The sequence below is a fragment of the Aliidiomarina celeris genome, assembly GCF_003316875.1.
Taxonomy (GTDB): Bacteria; Pseudomonadota; Gammaproteobacteria; order Enterobacterales; family Alteromonadaceae; genus Aliidiomarina; species Aliidiomarina celeris.
The window spans coordinates 622604-646441 of sequence record NZ_QMIL01000002.1; the positions used below are offsets into that span (position 1 = coordinate 622604).

Annotated in this window: 25 protein-coding genes and 1 pseudogene; 10 read left to right on the top strand and 16 right to left on the bottom strand. The window is 49.5% G+C overall.

The features are described 5' to 3' along the window. Positions 1-142 precede the first annotated feature (142 nt). Positions 143-1078, top strand: a complete 936-nt coding sequence (gene mdh / locus DQW12_RS07120; RefSeq protein WP_113907132.1) for a malate dehydrogenase — start codon at positions 143-145, stop codon at positions 1076-1078. A gap of 348 nt (positions 1079-1426) precedes the next feature. On the opposite strand, the gene DQW12_RS07125 is transcribed toward mdh, so the two are convergent. The 4 genes and pseudogenes from DQW12_RS07125 to ispB all read right to left on the bottom strand — a co-directional run bounded on the left by DQW12_RS07125 (position 1427) and on the right by ispB (position 4209). Beyond that, positions 1427-2485, bottom strand: a complete 1059-nt coding sequence (locus DQW12_RS07125) for a methyl-accepting chemotaxis protein (RefSeq protein WP_269800930.1) — start codon at positions 2483-2485, stop codon at positions 1427-1429. A 36-nt stretch (positions 2486-2521) separates the two neighbouring features. Continuing rightward, positions 2522-2782 (bottom strand): annotated as a pseudogene (locus tag DQW12_RS13700) (cache domain-containing protein); the annotation flags it as partial. A gap of 15 nt (positions 2783-2797) precedes the next feature. Next, positions 2798-3067, bottom strand: coding sequence for a hypothetical protein (locus tag DQW12_RS13635; protein ID WP_232819916.1), 270 nt, complete (start codon positions 3065-3067; stop codon positions 2798-2800). 170 nt (positions 3068-3237) lie between these two features. Beyond that, complete coding sequence (gene ispB / locus DQW12_RS07130; RefSeq protein ID WP_113907133.1) at positions 3238-4209, bottom strand: octaprenyl diphosphate synthase; 972 nt, start codon at positions 4207-4209, stop codon at positions 3238-3240. A gap of 246 nt (positions 4210-4455) precedes the next feature. On the opposite strand from ispB, the gene rplU reads away from it, so the two are divergent. The 8 genes from rplU (at position 4456) to DQW12_RS07170 (ending at position 10900) form a co-directional block, all read left to right on the top strand. Then, the gene (rplU, locus tag DQW12_RS07135; RefSeq protein WP_113907134.1) at positions 4456-4767 is read left to right on the top strand and encodes a 50S ribosomal protein L21; all 312 of its coding nucleotides are present in this window, start codon (positions 4456-4458) and stop codon (positions 4765-4767) included. A 17-nt stretch (positions 4768-4784) separates the two neighbouring features. Next, entirely contained in the window at positions 4785-5042 is a 258-nt protein-coding gene (rpmA, locus tag DQW12_RS07140; RefSeq protein ID WP_113907135.1) for a 50S ribosomal protein L27, read from the top strand. 184 nt (positions 5043-5226) lie between these two features. After that, complete coding sequence (gene cgtA / locus DQW12_RS07145) at positions 5227-6393, top strand: Obg family GTPase CgtA (protein WP_113907136.1); 1167 nt, start codon at positions 5227-5229, stop codon at positions 6391-6393. A gap of 13 nt (positions 6394-6406) precedes the next feature. Continuing rightward, positions 6407-6904 carry a type 3 dihydrofolate reductase gene (folA, locus tag DQW12_RS07150; RefSeq protein ID WP_113907137.1) on the top strand — a complete coding sequence of 166 codons (498 nt, stop codon included), beginning with the start codon at positions 6407-6409 and terminating at the stop codon, positions 6902-6904. A 103-nt stretch (positions 6905-7007) separates the two neighbouring features. Beyond that, positions 7008-7397, top strand: a complete 390-nt coding sequence (locus DQW12_RS07155; protein WP_113907138.1) for a DUF3718 domain-containing protein — start codon at positions 7008-7010, stop codon at positions 7395-7397. Positions 7398-7571: 174 nt separating this feature from the next. Continuing rightward, positions 7572-9020, top strand: a complete 1449-nt coding sequence (locus tag DQW12_RS07160; protein WP_113907139.1) for an alpha/beta hydrolase — start codon at positions 7572-7574, stop codon at positions 9018-9020. 9 nt (positions 9021-9029) lie between these two features. Further along, complete coding sequence (locus tag DQW12_RS07165; RefSeq protein WP_113907140.1) at positions 9030-9764, top strand: ABC transporter ATP-binding protein; 735 nt, start codon at positions 9030-9032, stop codon at positions 9762-9764. Beyond that, positions 9761-10900, top strand: a complete 1140-nt coding sequence (locus DQW12_RS07170; protein WP_113907141.1) for an ABC transporter permease — start codon at positions 9761-9763, stop codon at positions 10898-10900. The genes DQW12_RS07165 and DQW12_RS07170 overlap by 4 nt, the downstream gene beginning before the upstream one ends. On the opposite strand, the gene DQW12_RS07175 is transcribed toward DQW12_RS07170, so the two are convergent. The 6 genes from DQW12_RS07175 to DQW12_RS07200 form a co-directional block, all read right to left on the bottom strand. Beyond that, on the bottom strand, positions 10897-12249 hold the full coding sequence (locus tag DQW12_RS07175; RefSeq protein WP_113907142.1) for an NAD(P)/FAD-dependent oxidoreductase: 1353 nt from the start codon (positions 12247-12249) through the stop codon (positions 10897-10899). The two genes, DQW12_RS07170 and DQW12_RS07175, sit on opposite strands and share 4 nt — an antisense overlap. A 3-nt stretch (positions 12250-12252) precedes the next feature. Next, positions 12253-12849 carry a GNAT family N-acetyltransferase gene (locus tag DQW12_RS07180; RefSeq protein ID WP_198683921.1) on the bottom strand — a complete coding sequence of 199 codons (597 nt, stop codon included), beginning with the start codon at positions 12847-12849 and terminating at the stop codon, positions 12253-12255. 18 nt (positions 12850-12867) lie between these two features. Beyond that, on the bottom strand, positions 12868-14241 hold the full coding sequence (gene ahcY / locus DQW12_RS07185; protein ID WP_113907143.1) for an adenosylhomocysteinase: 1374 nt from the start codon (positions 14239-14241) through the stop codon (positions 12868-12870). An 18-nt stretch (positions 14242-14259) separates the two neighbouring features. After that, the gene (locus DQW12_RS07190) at positions 14260-15276 is read right to left on the bottom strand and encodes an adenosine kinase (RefSeq protein ID WP_113907144.1); all 1017 of its coding nucleotides are present in this window, start codon (positions 15274-15276) and stop codon (positions 14260-14262) included. Positions 15277-15366: 90 nt separating this feature from the next. Next, positions 15367-16317 carry a cobalamin biosynthesis protein gene (locus DQW12_RS07195; RefSeq protein WP_113907145.1) on the bottom strand — a complete coding sequence of 317 codons (951 nt, stop codon included), beginning with the start codon at positions 16315-16317 and terminating at the stop codon, positions 15367-15369. A gap of 12 nt (positions 16318-16329) precedes the next feature. Then, positions 16330-16920 (bottom strand): DUF2726 domain-containing protein, encoded by a 591-nt coding sequence (locus DQW12_RS07200; protein WP_232819917.1) that lies wholly within the window; start codon positions 16918-16920, stop codon positions 16330-16332. A gap of 188 nt (positions 16921-17108) precedes the next feature. Between DQW12_RS07200 and DQW12_RS07205 the strand changes: the two genes are divergently transcribed. Then, a complete protein-coding gene (locus DQW12_RS07205) occupies positions 17109-17456 on the top strand; it encodes an Hpt domain-containing protein (RefSeq protein ID WP_113907146.1) in 348 nt (115 codons plus the stop codon). A 2-nt stretch (positions 17457-17458) separates the two neighbouring features. Here the strand turns inward: DQW12_RS07205 and arcA are convergent, their stop codons facing one another. The 6 genes from arcA to DQW12_RS07235 form a co-directional block, all read right to left on the bottom strand. Beyond that, positions 17459-18187, bottom strand: coding sequence for a two-component system response regulator ArcA (arcA, locus tag DQW12_RS07210; protein ID WP_113907255.1), 729 nt, complete (start codon positions 18185-18187; stop codon positions 17459-17461). 97 nt (positions 18188-18284) lie between these two features. After that, the gene (locus DQW12_RS07215; protein WP_113907147.1) at positions 18285-19907 is read right to left on the bottom strand and encodes a sensor histidine kinase; all 1623 of its coding nucleotides are present in this window, start codon (positions 19905-19907) and stop codon (positions 18285-18287) included. A gap of 73 nt (positions 19908-19980) precedes the next feature. Next, the gene (locus DQW12_RS07220; RefSeq protein WP_157957871.1) at positions 19981-20958 is read right to left on the bottom strand and encodes a class I SAM-dependent methyltransferase; all 978 of its coding nucleotides are present in this window, start codon (positions 20956-20958) and stop codon (positions 19981-19983) included. Further along, positions 20951-22615, bottom strand: coding sequence for a flagellar assembly protein A (locus tag DQW12_RS07225; protein WP_113907149.1), 1665 nt, complete (start codon positions 22613-22615; stop codon positions 20951-20953). Before DQW12_RS07225 ends, DQW12_RS07220 begins: the two co-directional genes overlap by 8 nt. 29 nt (positions 22616-22644) lie before the next feature. Then, complete coding sequence (locus DQW12_RS07230; protein WP_113907150.1) at positions 22645-23142, bottom strand: hypothetical protein; 498 nt, start codon at positions 23140-23142, stop codon at positions 22645-22647. Between the two features lie 40 nt (positions 23143-23182). Then, positions 23183-23812, bottom strand: coding sequence for a FlgO family outer membrane protein (locus DQW12_RS07235; RefSeq protein WP_157957872.1), 630 nt, complete (start codon positions 23810-23812; stop codon positions 23183-23185). Positions 23813-23838: the final 26 nt, after the last annotated feature.

Here is a 23838-nt window from a genome sequence, read left to right on the forward strand (position 1 = left end):
ATTCATTAATAGTGATTATTCATGCGTAGCAGTGTACCGTATATCCTCGCTTTCAGCGAGCTTTGCGCTGCGTTCAGCATTGTAATTTTTGCCCATTTCGTATACTGTTTAGCCCCCCGCAACTGACTAAATGGAGTGCGATATGAAAGTAACAGTGTTAGGCGCCGCTGGCGGTATTGGTCAGGCGTTATCTCTTCTTTTGAAAACCCAATTACCAGCAGGTACCGATTTAGCGCTGTTCGACATTGCGCCGGTTACCCCAGGAGTTGCCGTAGACTTAAGCCATATTCCTACAGCGGTATCCGTTAAGGGTTATGGCCAAGACGGCCTAACCGACGCCTTGCAAGGTGCCGATATTGTTTTAATTCCAGCGGGTGTGCCGCGTAAGCCAGGCATGGATCGTTCAGATTTGTTCAACATGAATGCCGGTATTATTCGCAACTTGGTTGAGAACATTGCCGACACTTGTCCGAAAGCACTTATCGGAATTATCACCAACCCTGTAAATACGACCGTTGCTATTGCTGCAGAAGTGTTGAAGCAAAAAGGCGTGTACGACAAAAACCGCTTGTTCGGTGTCACCACACTCGACGTTATTCGTGCGGAAACTTTTGTTGCTGAACTGAAAGGCAAGAACCCGGCAGAAATTACAGTGCCAGTGATTGGCGGCCACAGTGGCACCACGATTTTGCCTTTACTTTCTCAGGTAGAAGGCGTTGAGTTTAGCCAAGAAGAAGTCGAGTCGTTAACGCACCGTATTCAGAATGCAGGAACCGAAGTTGTGGAAGCAAAAGCCGGCGGTGGCTCTGCAACCTTGTCGATGGGCCAAGCTGCGGCACGATTCTGTTTTTCTTTGGCGCGTGCTATTCAAGGTGAAGACGTTATTGAATACGCTTATGTTGAAAACGACGGCGGCGACGCAGACTACTTTGCGCAGGCGGTACGCTTGAATAAAGACGGCGTGGTTGAAATTTTGCCATACGGCGAGCTCTCTGCATTTGAAGAGAAGTCGAAAACCGACATGCTCGACGGTCTTAAAAAAGACATTCAAATGGGTGTGGATTTCGTTCAGGGCTAAATGCCGCACAGCTCCGTTAGCCTATAGAGAAAGGTCAGGCATTTACCTGGCCTTTTTGTTTTCTGCGCCTCCCGGAGCGTTTGCATGATCTGCTTCGATAAGGAGTGAGACGGTCGCTCATCTGCGGTCCTTGGGATTTCGTGTGCAGGCACGCTCGAGCCATCCATGGGCGCTCCTCTTCCGGCATCCATGCCTCCACAGGGCCTGCCCCCGAAATTCCAACGCCCACAGGCGACCTTTGAATTCTAGCTCAGCTGCTTCGACAGATTCTGGTTAGCGCTGCCGGTACGGGTGAGCGTAGGGTTACACGTACGAAAAGGCAGTCTTGGAAACGCTGCATTGCAGCGTCTACTGTGTTTTGAACTGGCTGACAATACCGTTGAGTTCACGGCTACTTTGAATCAGCGATTCGCTCAACTGGCCTAACGACACATTGCTTTCCTCATTTCGGCCACTGAGATCACTAATATCCGTAATGCTTTGGCTAATGTCAGTCGTGACTCGACTTTGTTCGTCGGTAGCGCTCGCAATTTGTACATTCATTTCAGAAATATTTTCAACCGCACCGCGAATTTTATGCAATGCTTGTTCGGCGGAAATAGCTTCCTCGCGGGTGGTTCGAGACTCTTCTTGTAAGCTCAATACCAACTGGGTAACGCCACTGATCGCGCCTTGAATTTCTTCCACTAATTGATTGATTTCGCGAGTCGAATCTTGCGTTCGGGTTGCCAACGTTCGCACTTCGTCGGCCACCACAGAGAACCCTCGTCCGGCCTCTCCGGCTCGAGCCGCCTCAATCGCTGCGTTCAGTGCCAACAAATTGGTTTGCTCGGCAATATTTACAATAACGTTCAAGATCTTGCCGATCTTGTCCGAGCTTCCTTGGAGCCGTTCCGACTGCTCTGAAGCTGTGGTTAATTGCTCTGCCAGTGACTCAATATGCAGAACGGTGCGCTTGAGAACTTCCGCAGAAGAGGCTGCGTCTTGATCTGCGCTATGTGCCGAATCGGCAGCACCGCGGGCGTTTTCGGCAACTTGCATAGACGATGCACTGAGTTCATTTACCGCAGTGGCTACCGAGGAGGCCTGACCCGCAAGTTCGTTCGACAAATAACGGCTGCTTTCGGTCAGCTCTTTGAGCCGCTCTGCAGCAGCCGCTTCATGTTCAGCTGAAGTTTTAACGCTGCCAATTAAATTTTGAATCTTCTCCACAAACAGATTAAAACTCGCACCGAGGCGTGCTATTTCATCATGACCGTTTGCATGCAAACGTTGTGTTAAATCACCTTCGCCGGAGGCAATGTTGTCCATTGCGGCAATGGTTGTATTCAGCGGTGCCACAATGCTACGAATGATCAACCAAAATACCAACAAAAGCGGAATGCTGAGGAGCACGGCAAAGCCCATAATACGCACAAACTGGGAGAACAGTTGCTCCCCCACATGGTTTAGATAAACGCCACTGCCAATCACCCAGCCCCAGGGTTCAAAAACCACTACACGCGTTATTTTTGGAGCGAGTTCGTTACTGTTCGGAAGTTCCCAAATATAGTTCACTGTGGCCCGTGGTTGGTTGCGGGTGCGCTCGAGCATGAGGCGGAACAATTGTGTACCTTCAGGGTCCTGAAAATTGCGCACATCGCGGCCACGCTGGCCTGAAAATGGGTGCTGAATCAACGTACCTTGGCGATTCAGCGTAAATACATACTCCTGACCTTCCTAGCGAATGCCATCTAACAAGGCTATAGCACGTTGCTGTGCTTCGGTTTCGGTGAGTTCGCCACGCGTTACTTGCTCGTACAGGCCGCGCACGAGCGTAACGGATGTGTCGTTAATAGCGTCGAGTTTTTGTGCTTGGCCCTGAATAATAACGCCACGAATGGTAAAAATGGTAAAGGCGACAAGCAGAAAAGTACCGCCAGCGGCAATGCCGATGAGGGTGAGCAAACGTGCACTTATGGTAAGGCGATTGAAGAAGTTCACGCGCATAGGTATTTCCCTATCAAAACTAGACTGTTGATATAGTAACTGAATCGGCTCAATGTGCAATTTCTAGAGCTTTTTTGATTGCGAAAAGTTCTAAAGTAACAGGTATCGCCGCAATGGGACTGAATTGAACAGTACAAAACAGCCCGACCACAGGGGTTGCCCTTTAGTAATTACTGAACGCGCTCTACCGCAGAATGAGCCAATGTTTTGAGTGCTTCTTTAAAATCAGACTCGGGGAAGGGTGCCAGTGCCGCAATGGCGAGGTCGCGCTGCTCTAAAGCTTTGACGCGGGTGTAATCGAGTGCACCGGTGTTATTCATCGTGGTTAAAATGCGCTCGAGTTTGTTGCGTTCGCCACCGTTTTCAATGGCTGCTCGAATTAGGGCAGCTTCTTCTGGTTCGCTATTCCACATCGCGTAAAGCAATGGTAGGGTCGGCTTTCCTTCGGCAAGGTCGTCGCCAGCCTCTTTACCCATGGTTTCGGCTGTTGCGGTATAGTCGAGCAAGTCGTCTACTAATTGAAACGCCGTGCCCAAATAGCGACCATAATCTGCGGCGGCTTTTTCAATTTCTTCCGGTTGTTCTGCTAAAATGGCGCCGAGCTGTGTCGCCGCTTCAAAAAGACGCGCTGTTTTACTGTAAATTACTTCGAAGTAGCTCGCTTCGGAGGTGTCGGGATCGTTACAGTTCATTAACTGCATCACTTCCCCTTCGGCAATGACATTGGTGGCGTCTGCAAGCACTTCCATTACCCGCATGGTGCCGGTAGTAACCATGAGTTGAAAAGCACGGGTATAAAGAAAGTCGCCTACTAATACGGACGCTTCATTGCCAAATAAGGCGTTAGCGGTTTTTTGCCCGCGGCGTAAATGGGAGTCGTCTACCACGTCGTCGTGCAGTAACGTAGCGGTATGAATAAATTCAACAATGGCCGCAACGGTATGATGATGCTGCCCTTGGTAACCGAGAGCGCGGGCGGCAAGTACTGCGAGCATAGGGCGCAGGCGCTTGCCACCGCTGTTTATAATGTAGAACCCAAGTTGGTTAATGAGCACAACGTCTGACTGGAGTTGTTGGGTGATCAACTGATTCACGGCGTTCATGTCGTGTTCGGTGAGCGAGCGAATCGCTGGCAGATCCATAGAGTCCAACCCTTTTCGGATTCCTTACAAATTGAGCGGTGATTTTACCGTAATTATCAAATTCTTCCAGCCCTTCCGACATTATTCAGGTATACTCTGTTACTTGTGATCAAAGATTGATCGTAAATGATCCTCAAATTGCGTTTTTTTCGTCCGCTTGGCTTGCCTTGAGTGGTGGTTTTACGTAAAATGCGCGACCTGAATTTAGATTGAAGCGCCCTTTATAGGGTATTTTGGAGAAAAGCTATGTACGCGGTATTTCAAAGTGGCGGTAAGCAACACCGTGTCACCGAGGGCCAGACCGTTCGCCTGGAAAAGCTAGAAGTAGCTACCGGTGATACCGTTGAGTTTGAGCAAGTGCTCATGCTCTCTGATGGTGAAAATGTAACGATTGGTGCTCCATTCGTTTCTGGCGGCAAAGTGACAGCGGAAGTTGTTACCCACGGTCGTGGTGAGAAAGTTAAGATTGTGAAGTTCCGTCGCCGGAAGCATTCACGTAAGCAAATGGGGCACCGTCAGTGGTTCACAGAAGTGAAGATCACTGGAATCGGCGCGTAATAGAGGAGTAGCGACAAATGGCACATAAAAAAGCTGGTGGTTCTACCCGTAACGGTCGTGACTCAGAATCAAAACGCCTTGGTGTAAAGCGCTACGGCGGTGAGTCAGTTCTTGCTGGTAACATCCTAGTTCGTCAACGTGGTACTAAGTTCCACGCTGGGGATAACGTTGGTGTTGGTCGTGACCACACCTTGTTCGCAAAAGTTGATGGCAAAGTAAGCTTCAGCCAACGCGGACCACAAAACCGTAAATTTATTAGCATTGAAGCTGAATAAGTTTTACCGGTTTTGACGAAAACCCCGCCTTTGAGCGGGGTTTTTTTATACAAGATTACTCTTATTACCCCATTGTTGTTCTTACAAGATTGTTGGTGATGAAAAATTCGGTGGTACAGTTGTATCTCATACCACCACAGCGTAAGTTTATAGCGGTTCCTACGGATCAGCAGGTAGTTCGATTATGAAATTTGTAGATGAAATTGAAATTCGCGTGGAAGCAGGCGACGGCGGCAATGGCTGCGTGAGCTTTCGGCGTGAAAAATACATTCCCAAGGGTGGCCCCGACGGTGGAGATGGCGGCGACGGCGGAGATGTATATCTGCAAGCCACAGAGAACTTAAACACCTTAATCGACTACCGCTTTGAACGTACCCACCGTGCTGGCCGCGGGCAGAACGGTCAAAGCCGCAATTGCACCGGTAAACGAGGCGACGATATTACGCTTCCGGTTCCTGTAGGTACCCGTATTCGCGACAAAGACACGGGTGAAGTGATTGGTGATCTGACCAAAGATGGCGAAAAAATCATGGTTGCTAAAGGCGGTTTCCATGGCTTAGGAAATACGCGCTTTAAAAGCAGTACAAACAGAGCGCCTCGGCAAAAAACTGACGGCACGCCAGGCGAGCATCGGGTGCTGGAACTGGAACTCATGCTGCTAGCCGACGTGGGTTTACTTGGCATGCCAAATGCGGGCAAATCGACGCTCATTCGTTCGGTATCGGCGGCGCGGCCGAAGGTAGCGGATTACCCGTTCACCACACTTACGCCGAACTTGGGTGTGGTGCGCGTGAATGGGCACCAAAGTTTTGTTATTGCAGATATTCCAGGCCTGATTGAAGGCGCCGCTGATGGTGCCGGTTTAGGTATTCAGTTTTTAAAGCACCTTGAGCGTTGTGGCTTGTTGTTGCACCTTGTGGATATTGCACCTTACGATGAAACTGATCCCGCAGAAAGCGCGGTGAAAATTATTCGTGAGCTTGAACAATACAGTCCTGCGTTGGCAGCCAAGCCGCGTTGGTTAGTGTTGAATAAAACCGACTTGCTCACAGAGGAGCAGCTTGCCGAGCAGCGTGAGCGAGTTACTCAAGCGCTGGACTGGCAGGGCCCCATATTTGAACTGTCGGCATTAACCGGCAAGGCCTGTAAGGAGCTCATGAGTGACATTATGCGCTACCTTGAAGATTTGTGGGCGCAGCAACCGAAAGAGCAACCGGAAGAAGAAAAAACCGTTGAGTTTAAGTGGGTCAAACACCATGAAGAACAGTTGAACCACGACTTTGACGATGAAGACGAAGATGATTTCGACGATGACGAGCCCGACGATGGCCATGTTATTTACGAACGGTAAGGATTGAGCTCCGATGCAACATATTTCGTTGGTTGCCGCCATGGCCAAGCACAATGTAATTGGAAAAGACGGGCAAATGCCTTGGCACTTGCCTAGTGAATTGCAGTACTTCAAAGACATTACCATGGGTAAGCCGATTGTAATGGGCCGTACGACGTTCGAGTCGATCGGTCGGCCCTTGCCGGGGCGGCGTAATGTTGTGATTACGCGCACTCCAGAGCAGTTGCCAACGGGTGTTGAAGGGGTGTCTTCGCCCAACTTGGCGCTAGCGCTGCTCGCTGAGTACGACGAAATTATGGTGATTGGCGGAGGCCAGATTTACACTGCTTTTTTACCGCAAGCAACGCGTTTATATTTAACGCATATCGATCTTGAGGTTGATGGAGACACCCATTTCCCAAGTTGGAATGCAGACGATTGGGTTGGGCGGCTTTTACGTACTCAGGAAGCGACAGGCCGAGAACCGGGCTTTGAGGCTTTTTTGTACGAAAAATTAACAAAAGAGTCATAAATTCCAAAAAGCTAAACATATGTCTTAATTGTTCAAGTAGCTAAAGTTTTGTACACTTGTAGTGTATCGCTAGTGAGTTAATGATGTCCGTGGGGGGCGAATAATGAAGAAATTTTTAGTGGCTGTGGCAGCGACCGCAGCAGTAGCTTCAGCAGGAATGGTTGCGAACGTGAGTGTTACCGGTACGGTTCAAGCCGATCCATTAGCCATTAACCTCTGTACCTACGTGCAGGGTAACGACCGGTTGCGCATGCGCCAACGCTTGCGGGAAGATCGGGTGCAACTGCGGCGTGTTTATGAGTCTATTCTGTGCAATGAGATGACCTTATTACAGTTTGCGATGGTGTCAGGTTCAGACGACATTGGCGAGTTTATTGTGTCGCAGTTGCCAGGTTCAACCTTTGAATCGTCTGGCGATTTAGAATGGGCAGAAAGTAACGGCCATGGCGACTCTGCCATTGCACAGGCCATTCGCGAGCGCATTGGAAGCTAACCACTAAGGTTGCAAACAACCGAAAAAGCCTCACTGCTTGCAGTGAGGCTTTTTTGATCCTGCTGTTTAGAACGTAACGAAATTGTTACAGACTGTGTGAAACAGCCGTTTTGCCTTGCAATTTGCTAACGAAATCGTTACAAAACCACATCCTTTCTGAACCTAGAGGCAAGAATGAAATTAAATGCATGGTTTTTCGGTGCCTTGGTGACCTTCGCCGCCAGTGCCGTACCGATCGCCGAGGGCTCATTTTTGAGCTCTTGTCATGTTTCCGGTTTCGACGAGCGCGTTGAGTGCGGTATGTTGAGTGTGCCCGAAGATTACGCAAACCCAGACGGTAAACGTATTGATATTCATGTGGTGCGTGTACCGGCGGTGGCCTCTGCCAAAGAACATGATCCGCTACTGTTTCTTGCCGGCGGTCCCGGACAAGCTGCCACTGAACTTGTGGCGCAAATGGCCTATGTATTTCGCGACGTGCGTAGAACCCGAGACTTAATCTTTATTGACCAGCGCGGCACCGGCAAGTCGAACCCATTACAATGCCCCAATGACGATTTAGAACTTGTTTATGCGCACTTAGCGGTTGCCGATGAAGAGCTCGACTTAACCGGCGAAATTGTACGCTGTGCAGGGGAACTCGAAGCAAACTTCCAAGCTTATACCACGCGCAATGCGGTAAGAGATTTTGACGCGGTACGTGCAGCGCTCGGGTATAGCCAATTTAACTTATATGGCGGCTCGTATGGCACCCGCACAGGCCTTGCTTATTTACGCGACTTCCCCGACTCAGTGCGAGTTGCGGTGCTCGATGGCCTGGCGCCTCCCCAGGTAAAAATTGGCTTGTTCGGCACCAGTTCACAACACGCATTTGAGAAAATGCTCGCCGATTGTGAAATACAAACGGCATGTGCAAACGCATTCCCCAACCTGCGTGACCGGTACCGAACGCTGGTTGACAGCTTGCAAAACCAGCCCATTACGTTGCAACTCCGGGACCCGCGTAGCTACCGCTTGGCTAATGTAAGAATGACAGCAAACCGATTAAACCAGATGATGTTTCCGGCGCTCTATAGCCCACGAATGCGGCAAATGTTACCCCTCGTGATAAGCGAAGCCGCGGCGGGCAACTATATACCTTTAACCGGTTTAGTGGGAAGTTTTGAACAAGAGCCGATGCTCTACTTAGGCCTCACGCTCTCTGTTGTGTGCCAAGAAGATATTCCGCGGATTACCGATGAAGAACGTGAAACTGAAGCACGCTCGACCTTTATGGGCAACATGATGTTGAGCAACTTCGAGCGTATGTGTGCGGGCTGGCCTGTGGTGGCGAATGAAGAGCCTATTGACCAACCGGTAGTAAGCGATATCCCGACTTTACTGCTCAGTGGCGGCTTAGACCCCGTAACTCCGCCGGCATGGGGGGAGCTAACAGCGACAACTCTTAGCGCGTCACAACATTATGTAGCTGCTGCTGGCGGCCATACTATTGCCAGCCACACCTGTGCAAACAGGCTGGTTGCTCAGTTTATTCAAGACCCGAACAGCACCATCGACCCAAGCTGCCTAGCCGAAACACCGGAACTGCCTTATTTGTTGAATGTGAACGCGAGCGGAATGTAGGAGTGAACCATGATTGAAGTGAATAACTTACACAAGTCCTACAACGACGTAAAAGCACTGAATGGCTTGAGCTTCGGGGCAAAAGACGGCGAAATTACCGGCTTACTGGGCCCCAATGGTGCGGGTAAAACAACCTGCTTGCGGAGTTTGTATGGCCTCATTAAGCCCGACCAAGGCGAGGCACTCATTGATCAAGTGTCGGCGACGACAGACCCGATTAATGTGCGCCGTGGCATTGGCATATTTCCCGACAAGTTTGGCCTTTATGAGCGAATGACAGCGCGGGAACATGTGCAATATATTGCAGAGCTGCATGGAGAGCGAGGCGATAGCTTGGAACGCAAGGTCAATCAAGTGTTACAAGACCTCGGTATGGAAGACTTAGCCGACCGCAAAACCAAGGGCTTCTCGCAAGGCCAGCGAATGAAAGTTGCGCTAGCACAGGCGATTGTGCATCAACCTAAGAACCTTATTTTAGACGAGCCCAGCCGTGGGCTTGATGTGATGAGCACTCGTATTCTACGCGAGCTGATGTTTAAGTTACGCGACCAAGGGCGCTGCATTTTATTCTCAAGCCATGTTATGCAAGAGGTTGCCACGCTCTGCGACAGAGTAGTGATTATGGTGAAGGGGCAGGTGGTTGCGAATGACTCGCCACAAGCGCTCTGTGAGTTAACCGGCAAGGCGAGCTTTGAAGATGCCTTCGTAGAACTGATTGGAACTGACGAGGGGATTGTGGCATGAGTCGATTATTATTAACCGTGTGGCGAAAAGAGCTGAAGGACGCCATTCGAGATCGCCGCTCGCTGATGGCTGCTATGTCGTATGCTTTTTTTGGGCCGATGATTATGGCCGTTGCGTTCTTTGCCGTAGTGAATGAAGCGACGTCTGAGCGTGACCTAGAAATTACCGTAAAAGGCCAGTCGTATGCACCGGAGTTTGTCGAATTTTTGGCGCAGCAAGGGATTTTGCACAAAGAAAGTGAGCAAGAGCAACCGATTGTGGTGGTTATTCCTAGTGACTACCAAGAGCGGTTGGCGCGCGCACAAACTGTGTCGATTGTTGTTCAGGCCGATTATTCCGAACGCAATGGCTCGGGTGACCGCAGCCGTGTAACTCGGGCTATTAATAGCTATAACCAAGTGGTGGCCAGTACCCGTTTAATGATGCGCGGTGTGAGCCCAGAAGTGGTACAGGCGATTAGCGTCGACCGCCAAGATATGGCTACGCAGGAGTCACGCGCGGCCATGCTGCTCGGTACCGTTATGGTGTTTGTGCTTATGAGCGTGTTCTTTTCGGGTATGAATGTAGCGATTGACACCAGTGCTGGTGAGCGTGAGCGTAACTCGTTGGAATTCTTGCTCGCGCAGCCAATTCGGCTTTTCGATCTGGTGGCAGGAAAAGCTGCGGCGGCCAGCTCGTTCGCTATGCTCGGCGGCGTGCTTACGCTCATTATGATCCCGATTGTGTTTATTTATGTGCCGCTCGACAAGCTCGGTATCGATGTGTCGTTTTCAGTGTCGCAGCAAGTGCTACTCGCTGTGATCTTGATTCCGCTAGCATTGTTGGCGAGTGTGTTGCAGTTATTCGTTTCGTTTATGGCGAAAAGCTTTAAAGAAGCGCAAACCTACATTACCTTTGTAATGTTTGCCCCCATGACACTAGTGTTCGTGCTGGAGTTTACTCGGTTTGAACACGTGGCGTTGCAGTACTTGCCGGTAACCTCGCAACATCAGGTGCTGATGGGCTCAATTAGTGGCAACCCTGTGGCGTTAAGTGCAATGCTGGTGGGTGTGGTGAGTACGCTGTTACTGGCCGTTGTGCTTATGTTCGGTGTGCAGTATAAGCTGAAGAGTGAAAAAGCGGTCTTTGGGCTTTAATCGCGCCACTGGCCGTATTGATAGAATAACCACTGCCCAAAGCGTTTAAGTTTGGGCAGTGGGAAAGCCGGTAAAGCACTGCGATAAAAAGGAAGGTTCGGTGTGCTGTCGTTCATGGCAAAGCTTGCCAAGCGTTTACCCGCCAAACTGGAAAACGCAATTCCCGCGCCGCAATAGCCCATGCTGGTGTAAACATTCGGTTCTGGGCTAAATACTCGCGGCATGCTATCGAGTGCTACGCTAATCCAACCCTGCCAATAGTAGTCGACGGTAACACTGGCTAAGGTCGGCAGTGTGCGCACTAAAGCCTGCTGTAGATCACGTTGATATCGGCTGTGGTTAGCGTGTTTTCCTTGAATAGCACCGCGCCCGCCGAACAACAGCCGCCCGTCTGGTAGTAGCCGGTAGTAATACTTTAACAACCGGGTGTCCATAAAAAGCTCTTTTGGGCTAAAACCAACTGCGTTACGTTGTTCCGTGGTGAGCGGCGCAGTGACCAGAACCGACGACAAAACAGGTAGATGACGAGCACTTAGGGCGGGGTTTAATCCTTGGGGTAAATACCCGTTGGTGCAAAACAGCAATTTTTGGCATCGCACTTTCGTGCCTTGGGCTGTCTCGACAACAAATTCTTTGCTGGCGCGGCTACTCTGCTTATAGTTTACCACTGGGCTATTGCCCTGAATAAGAGCGCCGGCGTTCGTTGCCCGCTTTGCTAAATGATGAACGTAAGCAATAGGATTAATAGATTTCGCAGGCGTAAGTGAAAGCCCACCGAATGCATGGGTAATTCCAGGAAAACGTTCTTTAATGCTGGCCTGTGAGAGCCAATTTGCGGTGAGTAATGTAGGGCCATAAAGCTTTTGTTGGCTTCTGAGCATAGTCGCCCATTTTTCGGTGTGGGCAAAACGAAGGTATTGCGCTTCGTTTAGCTCCACTTCTTTTTCCGCGCCCTCAACAGCTGCACTTAAATGGTCGATGCTGGCCGCAAATTCGTTTTGCACTTGGTGGGCCGTTTCAAGCCCGAACTGGCGCTCATAGTCGCTAAAGCTCAGCCGGCCTGTGCCCGGTAATACAAAACCGGCATTGCGCGAACTGCAACCGGCGCCAATGGCTCCGGCGTCGAGTACCAACACCTTCTGTTGGTAATCTGTGACCAACTGATAGGCCGCATTTAAGCCCGTGTAGCCGGCACCAATAATGAGTGTGTCAACCTGTTCCGGGAGCGGCTGCGTTGTGTGTTGCATTGTGCGCTGCGTTTGTCCAGCAGCATAAGCCGCAGCCCAGTAGCTTTCTACTTGTTGCTCATGGGCACGCGGTATGGAAGTGCTCACCAGCGGATCGTACATAAATTAATCGCCGCTGAGCAGTTGAATGTTTTTAAACTGAAGTACCATTTCGGCCGCTACGCAATGACAAATACCCTCGCACACGGGGCAGTAGTAGCCGTCTTCTACCGAGGCTTGATACCAACGATCGGGATGATCTTGAATGAGCTCGCCGCCACAGCGCGAGAAATATTCAAACGCACTGTTGTTCGGGCTTTGGCGCCAAATATGGGCAAGCCCAGCTTCACAGCCTGAGCCCACAGCTTCAATGATAGAGTGATACAGTAAGCTTTTTCCAATGCCGCCGCCCTGCGTGTTTGGGTCTACGGCGGCACATTTAAAATAACAGAGTTTGTCGGCGGTCACCGGCCATTTACTGGGTGTGCAGGCGCTGTCGATTGGCCATTGGCCGGCCGCAAAGGTTATGCGTACACCCACTAAGATGTCGCCTTGCCAAGCAAGCCAATTAAGATTACGACCGTTGTGTGTAATGCCACGGGCTAAATAGTCGCGAAAGCTACTCTTGGTAAGGTAGTTGTCGCCATGTACATGGTTCGACAATTCAATAACGGCAGCTTCATCAGCTGCCGTCATCGGTTTAAACGTGAGCGAACTCACCATAAACAAAGTCCTGTAAGTTTAGTAGCGGTAGCTGTCTGGCTTAAATGGGCCCTCAACCGCAACCTGTATATAGTCGGCTTGTTGCTCCGTTAGCTGGGTAATTACGCCACCGAAACCTTGCACCATGTAGCGCGCTACTTCTTCGTCGAGGTGTTTGGGTAGCACTTCTACGGTGAGATGTTGCGCTTTGTCTTGTTCATTCATTGTTGCATATTTTTGCTCGAATAAATGAATTTGTGCAAGCACTTGGTTAGCGAACGAACCGTCCATAATGCGGCTTGGGTGACCGGTCGCGTTACCTAGGTTCACTAAGCGGCCTTCGGCTAACAAAATAAGGTAATCGCTGGCGTCGTCTGAGCGGAATACCGTGTGCACTTGTGGCTTCACTTCTTCCCAGCGCCAATGTTTACGCATGTAGGCGGTGTCGATTTCGTTATCGAAGTGACCAATGTTACACACTACCGCACCTTTCTTCAGCGCAGCAAGCATGTAGCGGTCGCATACATTTACGTTGCCCGTCGTGGTAACAATAAGGTCGGTTGTGCCCAGTAGTGCGTGATCAATAGTGCTGCCGTCGCCCGCGTTTTTGCCGTTGATATAAGGCGATACCACCTCATAGCCGTCCATACAGGCTTGCATGGCGCAAATTGGGTCAACTTCGGTTACTTTTACGATCATACCTTCTTGGCGTAAGCTCGCGGCAGAGCCTTTGCCCACGTCGCCATAACCTACTACCAAGGCCTTTTTACCCGATAGTAAGTGGTCAGTCGCGCGTTTAATGGCGTCGTTCAGTGAATGACGGCAACCATATTTATTGTCGTTCTTCGACTTGGTAACAGAATCATTAACGTTGATCGCAGGCACTTTAAGCGTACCTTTCTTCAACATTTCGAGTAAACGGTGCACACCGGTCGTGGTTTCTTCGGTAATGCCGTGAATATGGTCAAGCATTGACGAAAACTTGTCGTGTATTAACAGCGTTAAGTCACCACCGTCGTCAAGAATCATGTTGGCATTCCAAAGCTCGCCGTCTTTTTTACAGGTTTGCTCAAGACACCATTCGTACTCTTCCTCGGTTTCGCCTTTCCAAGCAAATACTGGAATACCGGCAGCGGCAATAGCAGCAGCGGCATGGTCTTGGGTTGAAAAAATATTACACGACGACCAGCGCACTTCGGCACCGAGTTCTACCAAGGTTTCGATGAGTACGGCCGTTTGAATTGTCATATGGATACAGCCAATAATACGTGCACCTGACAATGGCTTACTGGCTGCATATTTACGGCGTATAGTCATGAGCGCCGGCATTTCAGATTCGGCAATAGTAATTTCTTTGCGACCGTAGTCGGCAAGTGAAATGTCAGCAACTTTGTAGTCTTGGAAAGCGGTCATAGTTCTTCTACTCTTGAGTTATGCGTGAACCGGAGCTTGTAAACCAAGCTCGGCTAAAATGCTGTGATGAGTTTCTGCCGGAAGACGCGGACCATAGTGGCTTACAACTTCAGCAGCGGCTCGGCTGGCGAGGGTCCCCGCTTGAGCAGTGCTCATACCTTGCGTAGTGGCATAAAGGTATGCGCCTGCAAACATGTCTCCAGCGCCATTGGTGTCGATAGCTTTAACTTTAAAGCCTGGTACTTCTACGCGTTTTTCGGCGGTACCGATCACTGCGCCTTCTTTACCACGGGTAACCACGACTTCTTTGGCGAACTTTAACAGCGCGTTCATAGCGGCTTCTAAACTGGTGGTTTGGGTGAAGAGCTCAGCTTCTTCGCGATTACAAAAAAGAATGTCCACACCTGGCGTAAGAAACTCGTCGAGCCCTTCTTTAAAATATTTCACCATAGACGAGTCGGAAAAGGTAAGTGCAATCTTGGTGCCGGCCTTTTCAGCCACTGCACGAGCTTGCTGTACCGCTTCGCGCGCAATTTCAGACGTCGCTAAATAGCCTTCAATGTAGAGGTATTCGCTGTCTTCAACCACGTCGGTTTGCAACTCTTCGAGCGAAAAGTCGATAGTGATCCCTAAAAAAGTACACATGGTGCGTTCGGCGTCTGGCGTCACCATTACCACACACTTACCGGTGTGGCCGTCGTTATTCTGTACATGCAGGCGGGTTGCAACACCGGCTTCTGCCAAATTCTGTCGATAAAAATCGCCGTCTTCGTCGTTGGCTACTTTGCAGCAGTAAAACGCTTTGCCACCAAATTGACTGAGTGCTACCAGACTATTCGCTGCAGAGCCACCGCCAACGCGTTTCTCGAGTTTGAATTCTTTGTTCAGTTCACCGAGCAACAACTGTTGTTGCGCTTCGTCGAGCAAAGTCATGATGCTTTTTTCAACGTTGTAGTTCTCAAGGAACGAATCGGTAACTTGATATTCGCGATCTACAAGGGCATTACCCAGACCGACTACGTGATATGTTTTCATGCGTGCTTCTATATATAGCTTCGGTTTTTGCGAACGGGCGATTATACCCTAATGTGATAGTAGGATCGACGGTTGCCGCACGGAATTTAATCAGAGCATGGTTCGCAGCACAAGCACAGTAAACATGAGTAGTGCGACCCATAACTGTACTCCTAAGTATTTAAGCAGGAGCATCCTTACGCGGGTAGGTTTGGTAGCATTTGACGTATTAGCATTGAACCTTGTGCGGGAAATTTTTCGCCCGTCGTAGATGATCGGTCCGCCTAAATTTGTGCCGTTCCATGCGGCAGCCAAGCTAAACAATTCCGCGTCTTGCCGATGCATACCGACCGCGGCAGGTGCTAACCGAGGTTTGCGTGCTAGCCATAACAGTGCGCGCAAGGAATAGGCAACAAGTTGATGAGGAAGCCAGTTGAGCATTCGGAAGGTTGCGTCGGCAACGGCACCAAAGTCGGCATAGCGCGGGGAAAACATAGGCCATGCACGCGCAAGCTCGGCACAGCAGCGATAAATAAAGGCTGCTATCGGGCCAAGCACAGCAAACCAAAATACAACACCCACCCATACTTGTAGCAATGTGCGGGTTGTGTACTCGGCCGTGGTTTTCTCGATGCCGAGCGGGGAGAGCGAGGAGCAGTCGCGCACAAACCACTGTTGCAAACGAGAGCGAGCTAAGCTCTTCTGCCCCTCCGCGCGGGCTTTGTAAATGAGTTTTGCGTGCATCAACCAAGGTTGGCTACCTAGGCTAAATACGAGAATAATAGCGGCAAAAACAGGCTGTAATGCGGCAAAAAAATAGAAGACGGCAAGCACACCGGCCCACAGCAGTAGCAGTAAAAACACCGCCATCAACCCAGAGATTCGCTGCTGCGAACGTGGTCGTGGTTCGATTGGGTGAACGCGTACGGCGAGGCGCTTTGCAAGTTGGCGAAAAATCCAAAATGGATGTAAATGCAAAGGCAATAGCAAGAAGCGCTCAATGATGAGCGCTCCGAAAAATAGACCAGCTGTTATAGTGGTGGATGTTAGCTCTGCATTCATCAAAATAGATTATCAGGCAGCGGCGGCGGCGTCACTCTCTGAATGGCGTTGTTTCGGGCCTGCGGCACGCACATATTCACTTTGCCGTAGCTTGGTTTGGATAAACTCGCCGAGTTCGTCGGCACGATAGCCTGGGCGAGCTTTAAAGCGTAAGAAAGGAACGCCGGCGGCCGACAGTGAGTTCTTTAGGAACCAGTTGCGTTTCATTTGCACATTCGAGGGCTCTACCGGCTCAAGCTCAATAACAGCTGCAACTTTCATAGTGGTGCGGTCGCACAACACAAAATCGAGTAATCGGCTATTGAGTTTATTTGCGGCGTCGCGCTTAGCAGTGCTCGACAATCCGTCAGAGCGAACCGTAATTACGTCACCTAAACGTACCTTGGTAAACACACGATAGCGTTCACCGCAACCGCGTTCGAGTAAGCTCATAAATGACTCTTCGGTTGCTGAGAAAAAGCTCTCTTGGCGTTTTTTATAAGGATAAGGAGCGAAGGTCTCCGATACGCGTGCAGCCAAAATAGCTACAGTAACGAGCGCCACAATAAAAAGGATAAGTAAATACTCCATAACCATTACCTCAATGTCAGGATTCTGACACATTCACCGCGAATGCGCCGTTGTATTGAGGCTAATGCAAGGAGCTTGCCAGAATGTCAGTTGTGCAATTGGCTTGAAAAGGGCGTATTATGCGCTTTCGTTTTAAAGGCGTTTTGCCGCTAATTTTTCACTTCGTTGTAATGCGTTTGCTGCCGAGCATAACGCGGTAAAGAGAAAAAGGAACCGAATTCATGAGTCGTATCGACACCCACCTGCTCGAGCAGTATGTAGACATGTTAGGGTACGAAGGTGTGCAAGCAAGTCTCTCTACGTTTCGTTCATTAATGCCAGACTATTACGATGAGTTAGAAACCTTCGTTGCGGTAAAAGATTCGGCCTCGGTACGCAGACAAGCGCACAAAATGAAAGGTGCCTGTCGGTCGCTTGGTTTTGTCGCCTTAGCAAAATACATGGAGCAGATAGAAAAAGACGCGTGGCAATGGGGTTTTGTAAACGACGTGCTAGAAAAATGGCCCACCGAAGTGAGCCAAGATATCGTGCTTGTGGAACAGTGGTTACTGCCTCATGCTGCGGTTTAAAACTATTCTGCTACTTTAATTTCCACGTCGCCAACGAACCGATAGCCTTCACCATGAATGGTTGTTATCAAATTCGGGCTGTCGGGATGTGACTCAAAGTGGCGACGAATACGGCGAATTGCTACATCAACTGTACGGTCGTTAGGGCGCAGCTCGCGGTCGAGCATTTTGCGCACGAGCGTTTCGCGGTCATGTATTTTACCCGGTTGGGTAAGGAACAACTCTAATGCTCGAAACTCACTTTTCGGTAAGCGGAACACTTTACCTTCTGGCGAATACAAGCAGCGGCTGTCACAGTCTAAAATCCAGTTACTGAAATGATACTGGCGGCTGCCTTCCACTTTAAACTCTTGCGGCGTGTTAATTTGTTCGATCCGGCGCGCAAGATTACGTACCCGAATGGTTAATTCGCGAGGGTTGTAAGGCTTAATTAAATAGTCGTCGGCACCCAGTTCGAGTGCTAGTAAACGGTCGTCTTCGCTATCCCGACCGGTAAGGAAAATAAGCCCAATGTTATTTTGTTCGCGTAATGACTCAGCGAGCTCTAACCCACTTTGACCCGGCAAGTTCACATCCATAATGATAATATCAATGTCTTGTTGCGCCATTATATGTTCCATTTGCCGGCCGTCGGCGGCGTCAAAAACCTCATAGCCTTCTTTTTGGAATAAGCGCGACAAGGTTTGTCGAGTAATGACTTCGTCTTCTACGATCAGCAATTTTACGTTCATAGTTGCTTCCATGGTGGCCGCTGGCTGGTTTCTCGTTACCAGTCGTTGAATGTTTGTTAACTATTAAGAATATGATTTTACGTCTAATTAAAGCAAGTTAAAAGTTTGTTTTTTGTGCGAGAGGAATTGTAACACGAATTTGAGTACCATTGCCCAATTCACTTTCGCATAAAATGTTGCCTTTCAGCACTTGAGTGACCAAATTATAGACTAAGTGCATGCCCAAGCCAGGATGCCCGCTAATGCGACTAGAGGTCATAAAGGGTTCAAAAATACGGTGTTGCATTTCGTCAGTCATGCCCACGCCATTGTCTTTACAGCAAATATTCAGGTTTTCTTCGGTAATGTTTAACGTTACTTGAATATGCCCTTCTGCTCGCCCTTTAAATGCATGGTGAGCCGCATTCTCAATGAGTTCGGTAAGAATGGTTTCTAGTGGGCGTGGGCGCACATAAACAATAGTGTCGGGAGCATTGATGGTAAGCGATAACGACGGATTACTGTCGAGTAGTGGCTGTAATTGAGTCTGAATCAACGCTCGCAGATCCATTAAATTAACCGCACAGGGCGACTCATTGGCATGTTCGAAGGCAAGGCTACGAAAACTTCCAATGAGTTCGCTCGCCTTCGCCAAGTTGCGCTGCACTACATTAATATTGGTGTTGAGATCGTCGATCACAGTGGCAAAGCTCGGATCGGGGAAACTGGCCTTATGTTGCTGTAAAAGTTCAACGCGCTCGGCAACTATTGATGCAGAAGTAACACTTAAGCCTAATGGTGTATTAATTTCATGGGCAATCCCCGCAACCATATCTGTCATCGAAGCGAGCCGTTCGGTTTCAATACGCCGGTGCTGACCAGCATGTAACTGCTCGAGTGTGCTAATGAGTTCATTGTTGGCTTCACGCAGGGCACGGGTGCGTTGGCTAATCTTATTTTCCAGCTCGCTTACTAGTGCTTTATGTTCCTGTTCTGAGCTCTGCTGGTTCTTTTGCAAGCGATCATAGCGCTCGAGAATTGCGTTAATACTGACACTCACTTGGTTAAGCTCGCGCAGTTCAATGGGTGGAACACGCTGCTCATACTGCTTCTTTTGTACGATATTCTCTAAGTCGTTATTCATGCGGGTAAGCGGAGCGAGTAAACGTTTTCGCATGGCATTGGCAATAAAAGCCGCAATAAGTGCGCTAAAAAGGGTAATAGCGCAGGCCACAAAAATGGAACGCCATTTGTATTCGTTCAGCTCTAACAACGATGTTCGCAAATACACGTAACCAATAAGCTCTTGGTTAGAGCCCCTGATCGGCCGGCTCAGTTCAATGCTGTCGGGGGCGACTAGAGGTTCCTGCAACGCTTCGAGGCGATTGGTTCGAGCTGGAATTGGCGACAAGTCGGGCCGATTGAAGCTGGTGAAAAATTGCAGCTTGTTGGTCACGGGTTCAAATCGATAGAGATGCAAATGAGTAATAAACCCCGACCCTTCCAGCCCACGCATAACGTCTTCGGCATAGGAGAGGTCATTGCGCGCGACGGCGTCGCGTAATACACGTACTAAAATGTCGGCATTCGCTACGGTGCGGGCTTCGAGTGACTGTTTGTACGTTTGTACTTGTGTGTAGGTTGTTATGGCAAAGGACAAGCTTAGCGCGAGCAAGGTTACGAATACGACGGTAACAAGTAGGCCGTATTGAATAGAGCTTCTGGAACGCGCATTGAGCATAAGTTATTTTTGTTATAGTTCTGTTAATGAAGTAGGTATGTTAAACCTGAATAATAGCGAAAACAAGTACAGTCTAACGCGCTAAACTAATAGCGTATCGGCTATTCTCTGCCAACAGCTCAACGGTTGCGAATTGTTCACTTAGTTTCTGATGCCATGGCAAGAAGCGGTTATAGACCAATATGATGCGTCCGTGCGGTTGTAGGTGGTGTTTAGCATTTGCAATAAAGCGCTCGGTTATCGCGTAATCGTTTTGTTTTCCTTGGTGAAAAGGCGGATTGCTAATAATCCAGTCGTAGCGGCCAGAAAGTTGATGAAAGCCGTCTGACAAACAAAAGTGAACGGGTATGCGGCAGTGCTCGAGTGTTTTTTTGCTGGCGGCAATAGCCAGCGCGCTTAAATCAGTAGCGGTAATCTCGCTTGGTGAGCGCTGCAGGCTGAGCCATTGGCTAATGATGCCGCAGCCACAGCCGAGGTCGAGCACTGAGCCGCTAATGGTTGCGGGCAAGTGCTCAAGTAAAAACTGGGTGCCGAGATCCTTTTTTTCAAAGCTAAACACACCGGGCAAAAAATAGAGCTCGTCGCGTTGGCTAAAGGCCAGCGAAGGTTCGAAGTGATGGCGTTCGGTCGTTTGCGTGAAGAGTAACTGACAATGGTTGCCACTTGGGCCTTTAACGACAGGGCTGAACCCTCTAAGTGGTATTTTCGCAATACTTTTAATCCCCGTGTCTTTGGCGCCGACAATAACCACTTCGGTACCCAGCGGGAGGTGTGCATTCAGTTGCGCAAGTAAAAAGCGCAGTAACGCCTTTTCTTTCGAAAGAAAAACAATAACCTGCGAGAACTCACGCGCGGGGCGATAAAACGCGTCGAGCTCGACACGGGCGGTAGATTCCCGCTGCAACACCGCCTGCTGATGCGCGTAAATACACCAAGCATATTGGTGGGAGCGAAGCTGAAAATCGGCGGGTGGATTGACCAATAATTGCGGGTTTGTGTTCGAAAATAGTGCATGGCGCTCGCACAGCTGCCATGTTTGCTCATTACTCAACCTTAATTTGTCCTTCTTCGATAGAAATTTGAGTCGGCCCACGGGCTTGGTCGAAGAATTTAATTTTATCACGGAACAAGAATTCCGCACCAAAATGTAAAACCTTATTGGTAACCGCTCGTATACGCGGGTGTTCGAGCGGCTCTTGTTGCAACAAGGTGAGCTGGTTACGCAGGGAAATAATGTCGGTTTGGTGGGTCGTAATGGCTTCCACTAATTCAGCTTTAAACCCTTTGCTAAACGAAGCAGGATCGGCAATATACATTTCTTTGGTGCGCGCGAGCTCTTTTTTGTCGAGCAGTAGCTTCTGCAATTGCTGCTTAACTTCTTGCTGGCGCAATTCATTGGCTTCAAAGTCGAAAGGTACGCTAAACATTACGCGCGTGCGGGTGCCGGCCGGTGCGCCGAGTTGACCAACAAACAAATCGTCGGCTATTTCGGTTAAGCCGCCGATAATTTTACCGTTTGCAGCTTCGGCCTCGCCGCCAATATGAACCTTTCCGGCAGAAATAACGTGGCAGTGGGTGAGTTGTTTATCTACTAAAATACCGTCACGAGCAACGAGCGTTGCGTATTGTGCATAAGCCACATAAATAGACCCGTCGGCGGTAATACGCGCCGAATTCTCATGTATGTCTGCAATTTGCGAGTCTTCCACCGGCCGCATGTGACCAATAACCCCTTTGGTTACCGTAATATTGCCGCTCGCTCTCACTATTGCGCTGTCTATATAACCATGAACAGTAATGTCGCCCGAGGCAATCACTTCCATTCCAGAAGCCACATTGCCGTCAATAATAACCGAGCCTTCGTAATTAATATGCCCAGTTGTTACGTCAACCGAGCCCATCGACAAGGTTTGATCTACGGTGGCGGTGTTCGCGGTGAAAGAGGGCAAGCCTACCAAGGTAGCAACGAGAATATTGTTATTGACCGAACTAATTTCGGTGCCGGGGCCTGGCTGCAATGGAATATCAACGCCGTCTTCGCCATGCAAAATCTCACCGGTAACGCGAAACCCGGGTTTGGCGAGTGTGGGTGGAATACGCTCGAGTATTTGCGTTCCTTTTTGTACCGACCCAAGTTCACCAAGGTTGCGCATATCGACCCTGTGTTTGTCTTTTGCTTGAGGTTTTAAAACACGTTTGCGCGCGTCTTCAACGAGTGGTTTGAACTCGGTGTCTTTGCCATGCACCGGCTCTTTTCCTTTTGCGATCACTATTGAAAAGGTTTCGCCTGGTTCGGCTTCGTTGGTGTGGAGCACAAGTTTTTCAATTGCAGCCCGGCGTATGCCGTTGACAATTTTATGCTCGCGAAGCTGGTTAAGAACCGTTTGTGTGGAAAGTGGTTTGCCGCCATAAGGTGCTTGTGCGGTGGCTTCCGCTTCCATTTGGTCGTCGCTTACACGAAAGTGAATGAGGCCGTCGAGCTGCTCGCCAACGCGCACACTAATAATGCTGAGGTCCGACTCATCGCGCATTTTTACAAACCGTTCGGCGGCTGTTTTCCAGGCGTTTTCATCAACCTTACAGTGTTTGTAACGCGAACTGAGGAAGCCACTTTCAAGGAAGTGGGGGGTTAATGAACTTTCTGGTGTTTCGCGCGGAATATCCAGTTTCAATTCATTGTTATAAAGTTTAAATGCAATGGCGCCCATACCGAACCTCTACGACCATTTGTAATATATTATTGTTGGTCTGTATTTACTTTAAGGTAGTGTAACGCAGAGTTAAAGTCGAAACCCTTCAAATAGTGCAATATTTGCTCGAGTTGCTCGCCTGTGAGCGGGGTTTTATTGTTATTAAGCAACTGGTTAACCATATTAATGGCACTAAAATTATGTTGTCTAATTAGGCGTTCCAAACGCACCAGCGTTTGCTGCTCGGGTGAATGTTCGTGTTGGGGTTGCAGCGCAAGGAAAACCGCTAATCGTTCGGCCACGCGCGGTACGAACGACCACTGAACATGCTCCGGAATTTCAAGGCAGTGCTCCACAGCCTCGGATAATTGGTTGTCGGCAATATAACTAGCACAGCCTTTCAGTGCATGGACGAGCTGGAATGCGCGCTGCTCAGCCTGTTCGGTTTGTTGCTGATAATAGTGCATAAGCAGCGGAGCCGTGTCTTTGTGTTGTTCGGCGACAATGCTTTGGTAGTGCGCAGCGTTCGACTTTTGGAAATACACGGTTCAGGTCTCTTCGTATCAGGTCACTGGTTAGCGCTCATCACCGAATGCGTTGAAAAGGGCGCTTCTGTTCGGGGGCTGGCTCGGGCTCAGGAGCGCTACGCCACAATCCGTTATTACGCCACTCAGAGTGCGGCGCATCACTGGGGTTGCTGTACTTAGGGAAGTAATGGCTTGCCGCATAAACAACCTGCTGGTCGTGTACGTTTACTAACCGCGCATTCACCACATACCCACCGACCGCCTCAGTGTAAGTACCGGTGAGAAAATAGTCTACATCAAGGTAACGACGAATATGAGAGGCTTCCCGGCTGAGCATTTGCTCTTGGCTTTCTTGCAGCCGAATTTGCTGTGTTAAACGGTGCTCGAAGGCAAATAAGTTGTGATGCACAGCTTCGCTGAACAGGCCTTCTTGAATTTGTTGAATAAGTGCGGGGTGTTCGCTTGTGGAGTCGAGTTGGCTCGCGGGCAAAATGGAGCCAATCGCAATACGATGCGGCGCACCAAGTTGCGGGAAGAGTTTTTCTGCTAATACCGCGGTTTCTTGTTCAACGAGAGTGTGACCTTGGTGGTTGGCTGAAGGCACAAATACAACTGGCTCGGGTGCAGAGCTACACGCTGCAAGGAGTAGCGATAAGAACGCTATGTGTAGAGTGGGGAATCGCTGCATAAAATAAACCTCGGCCAATGAACTTC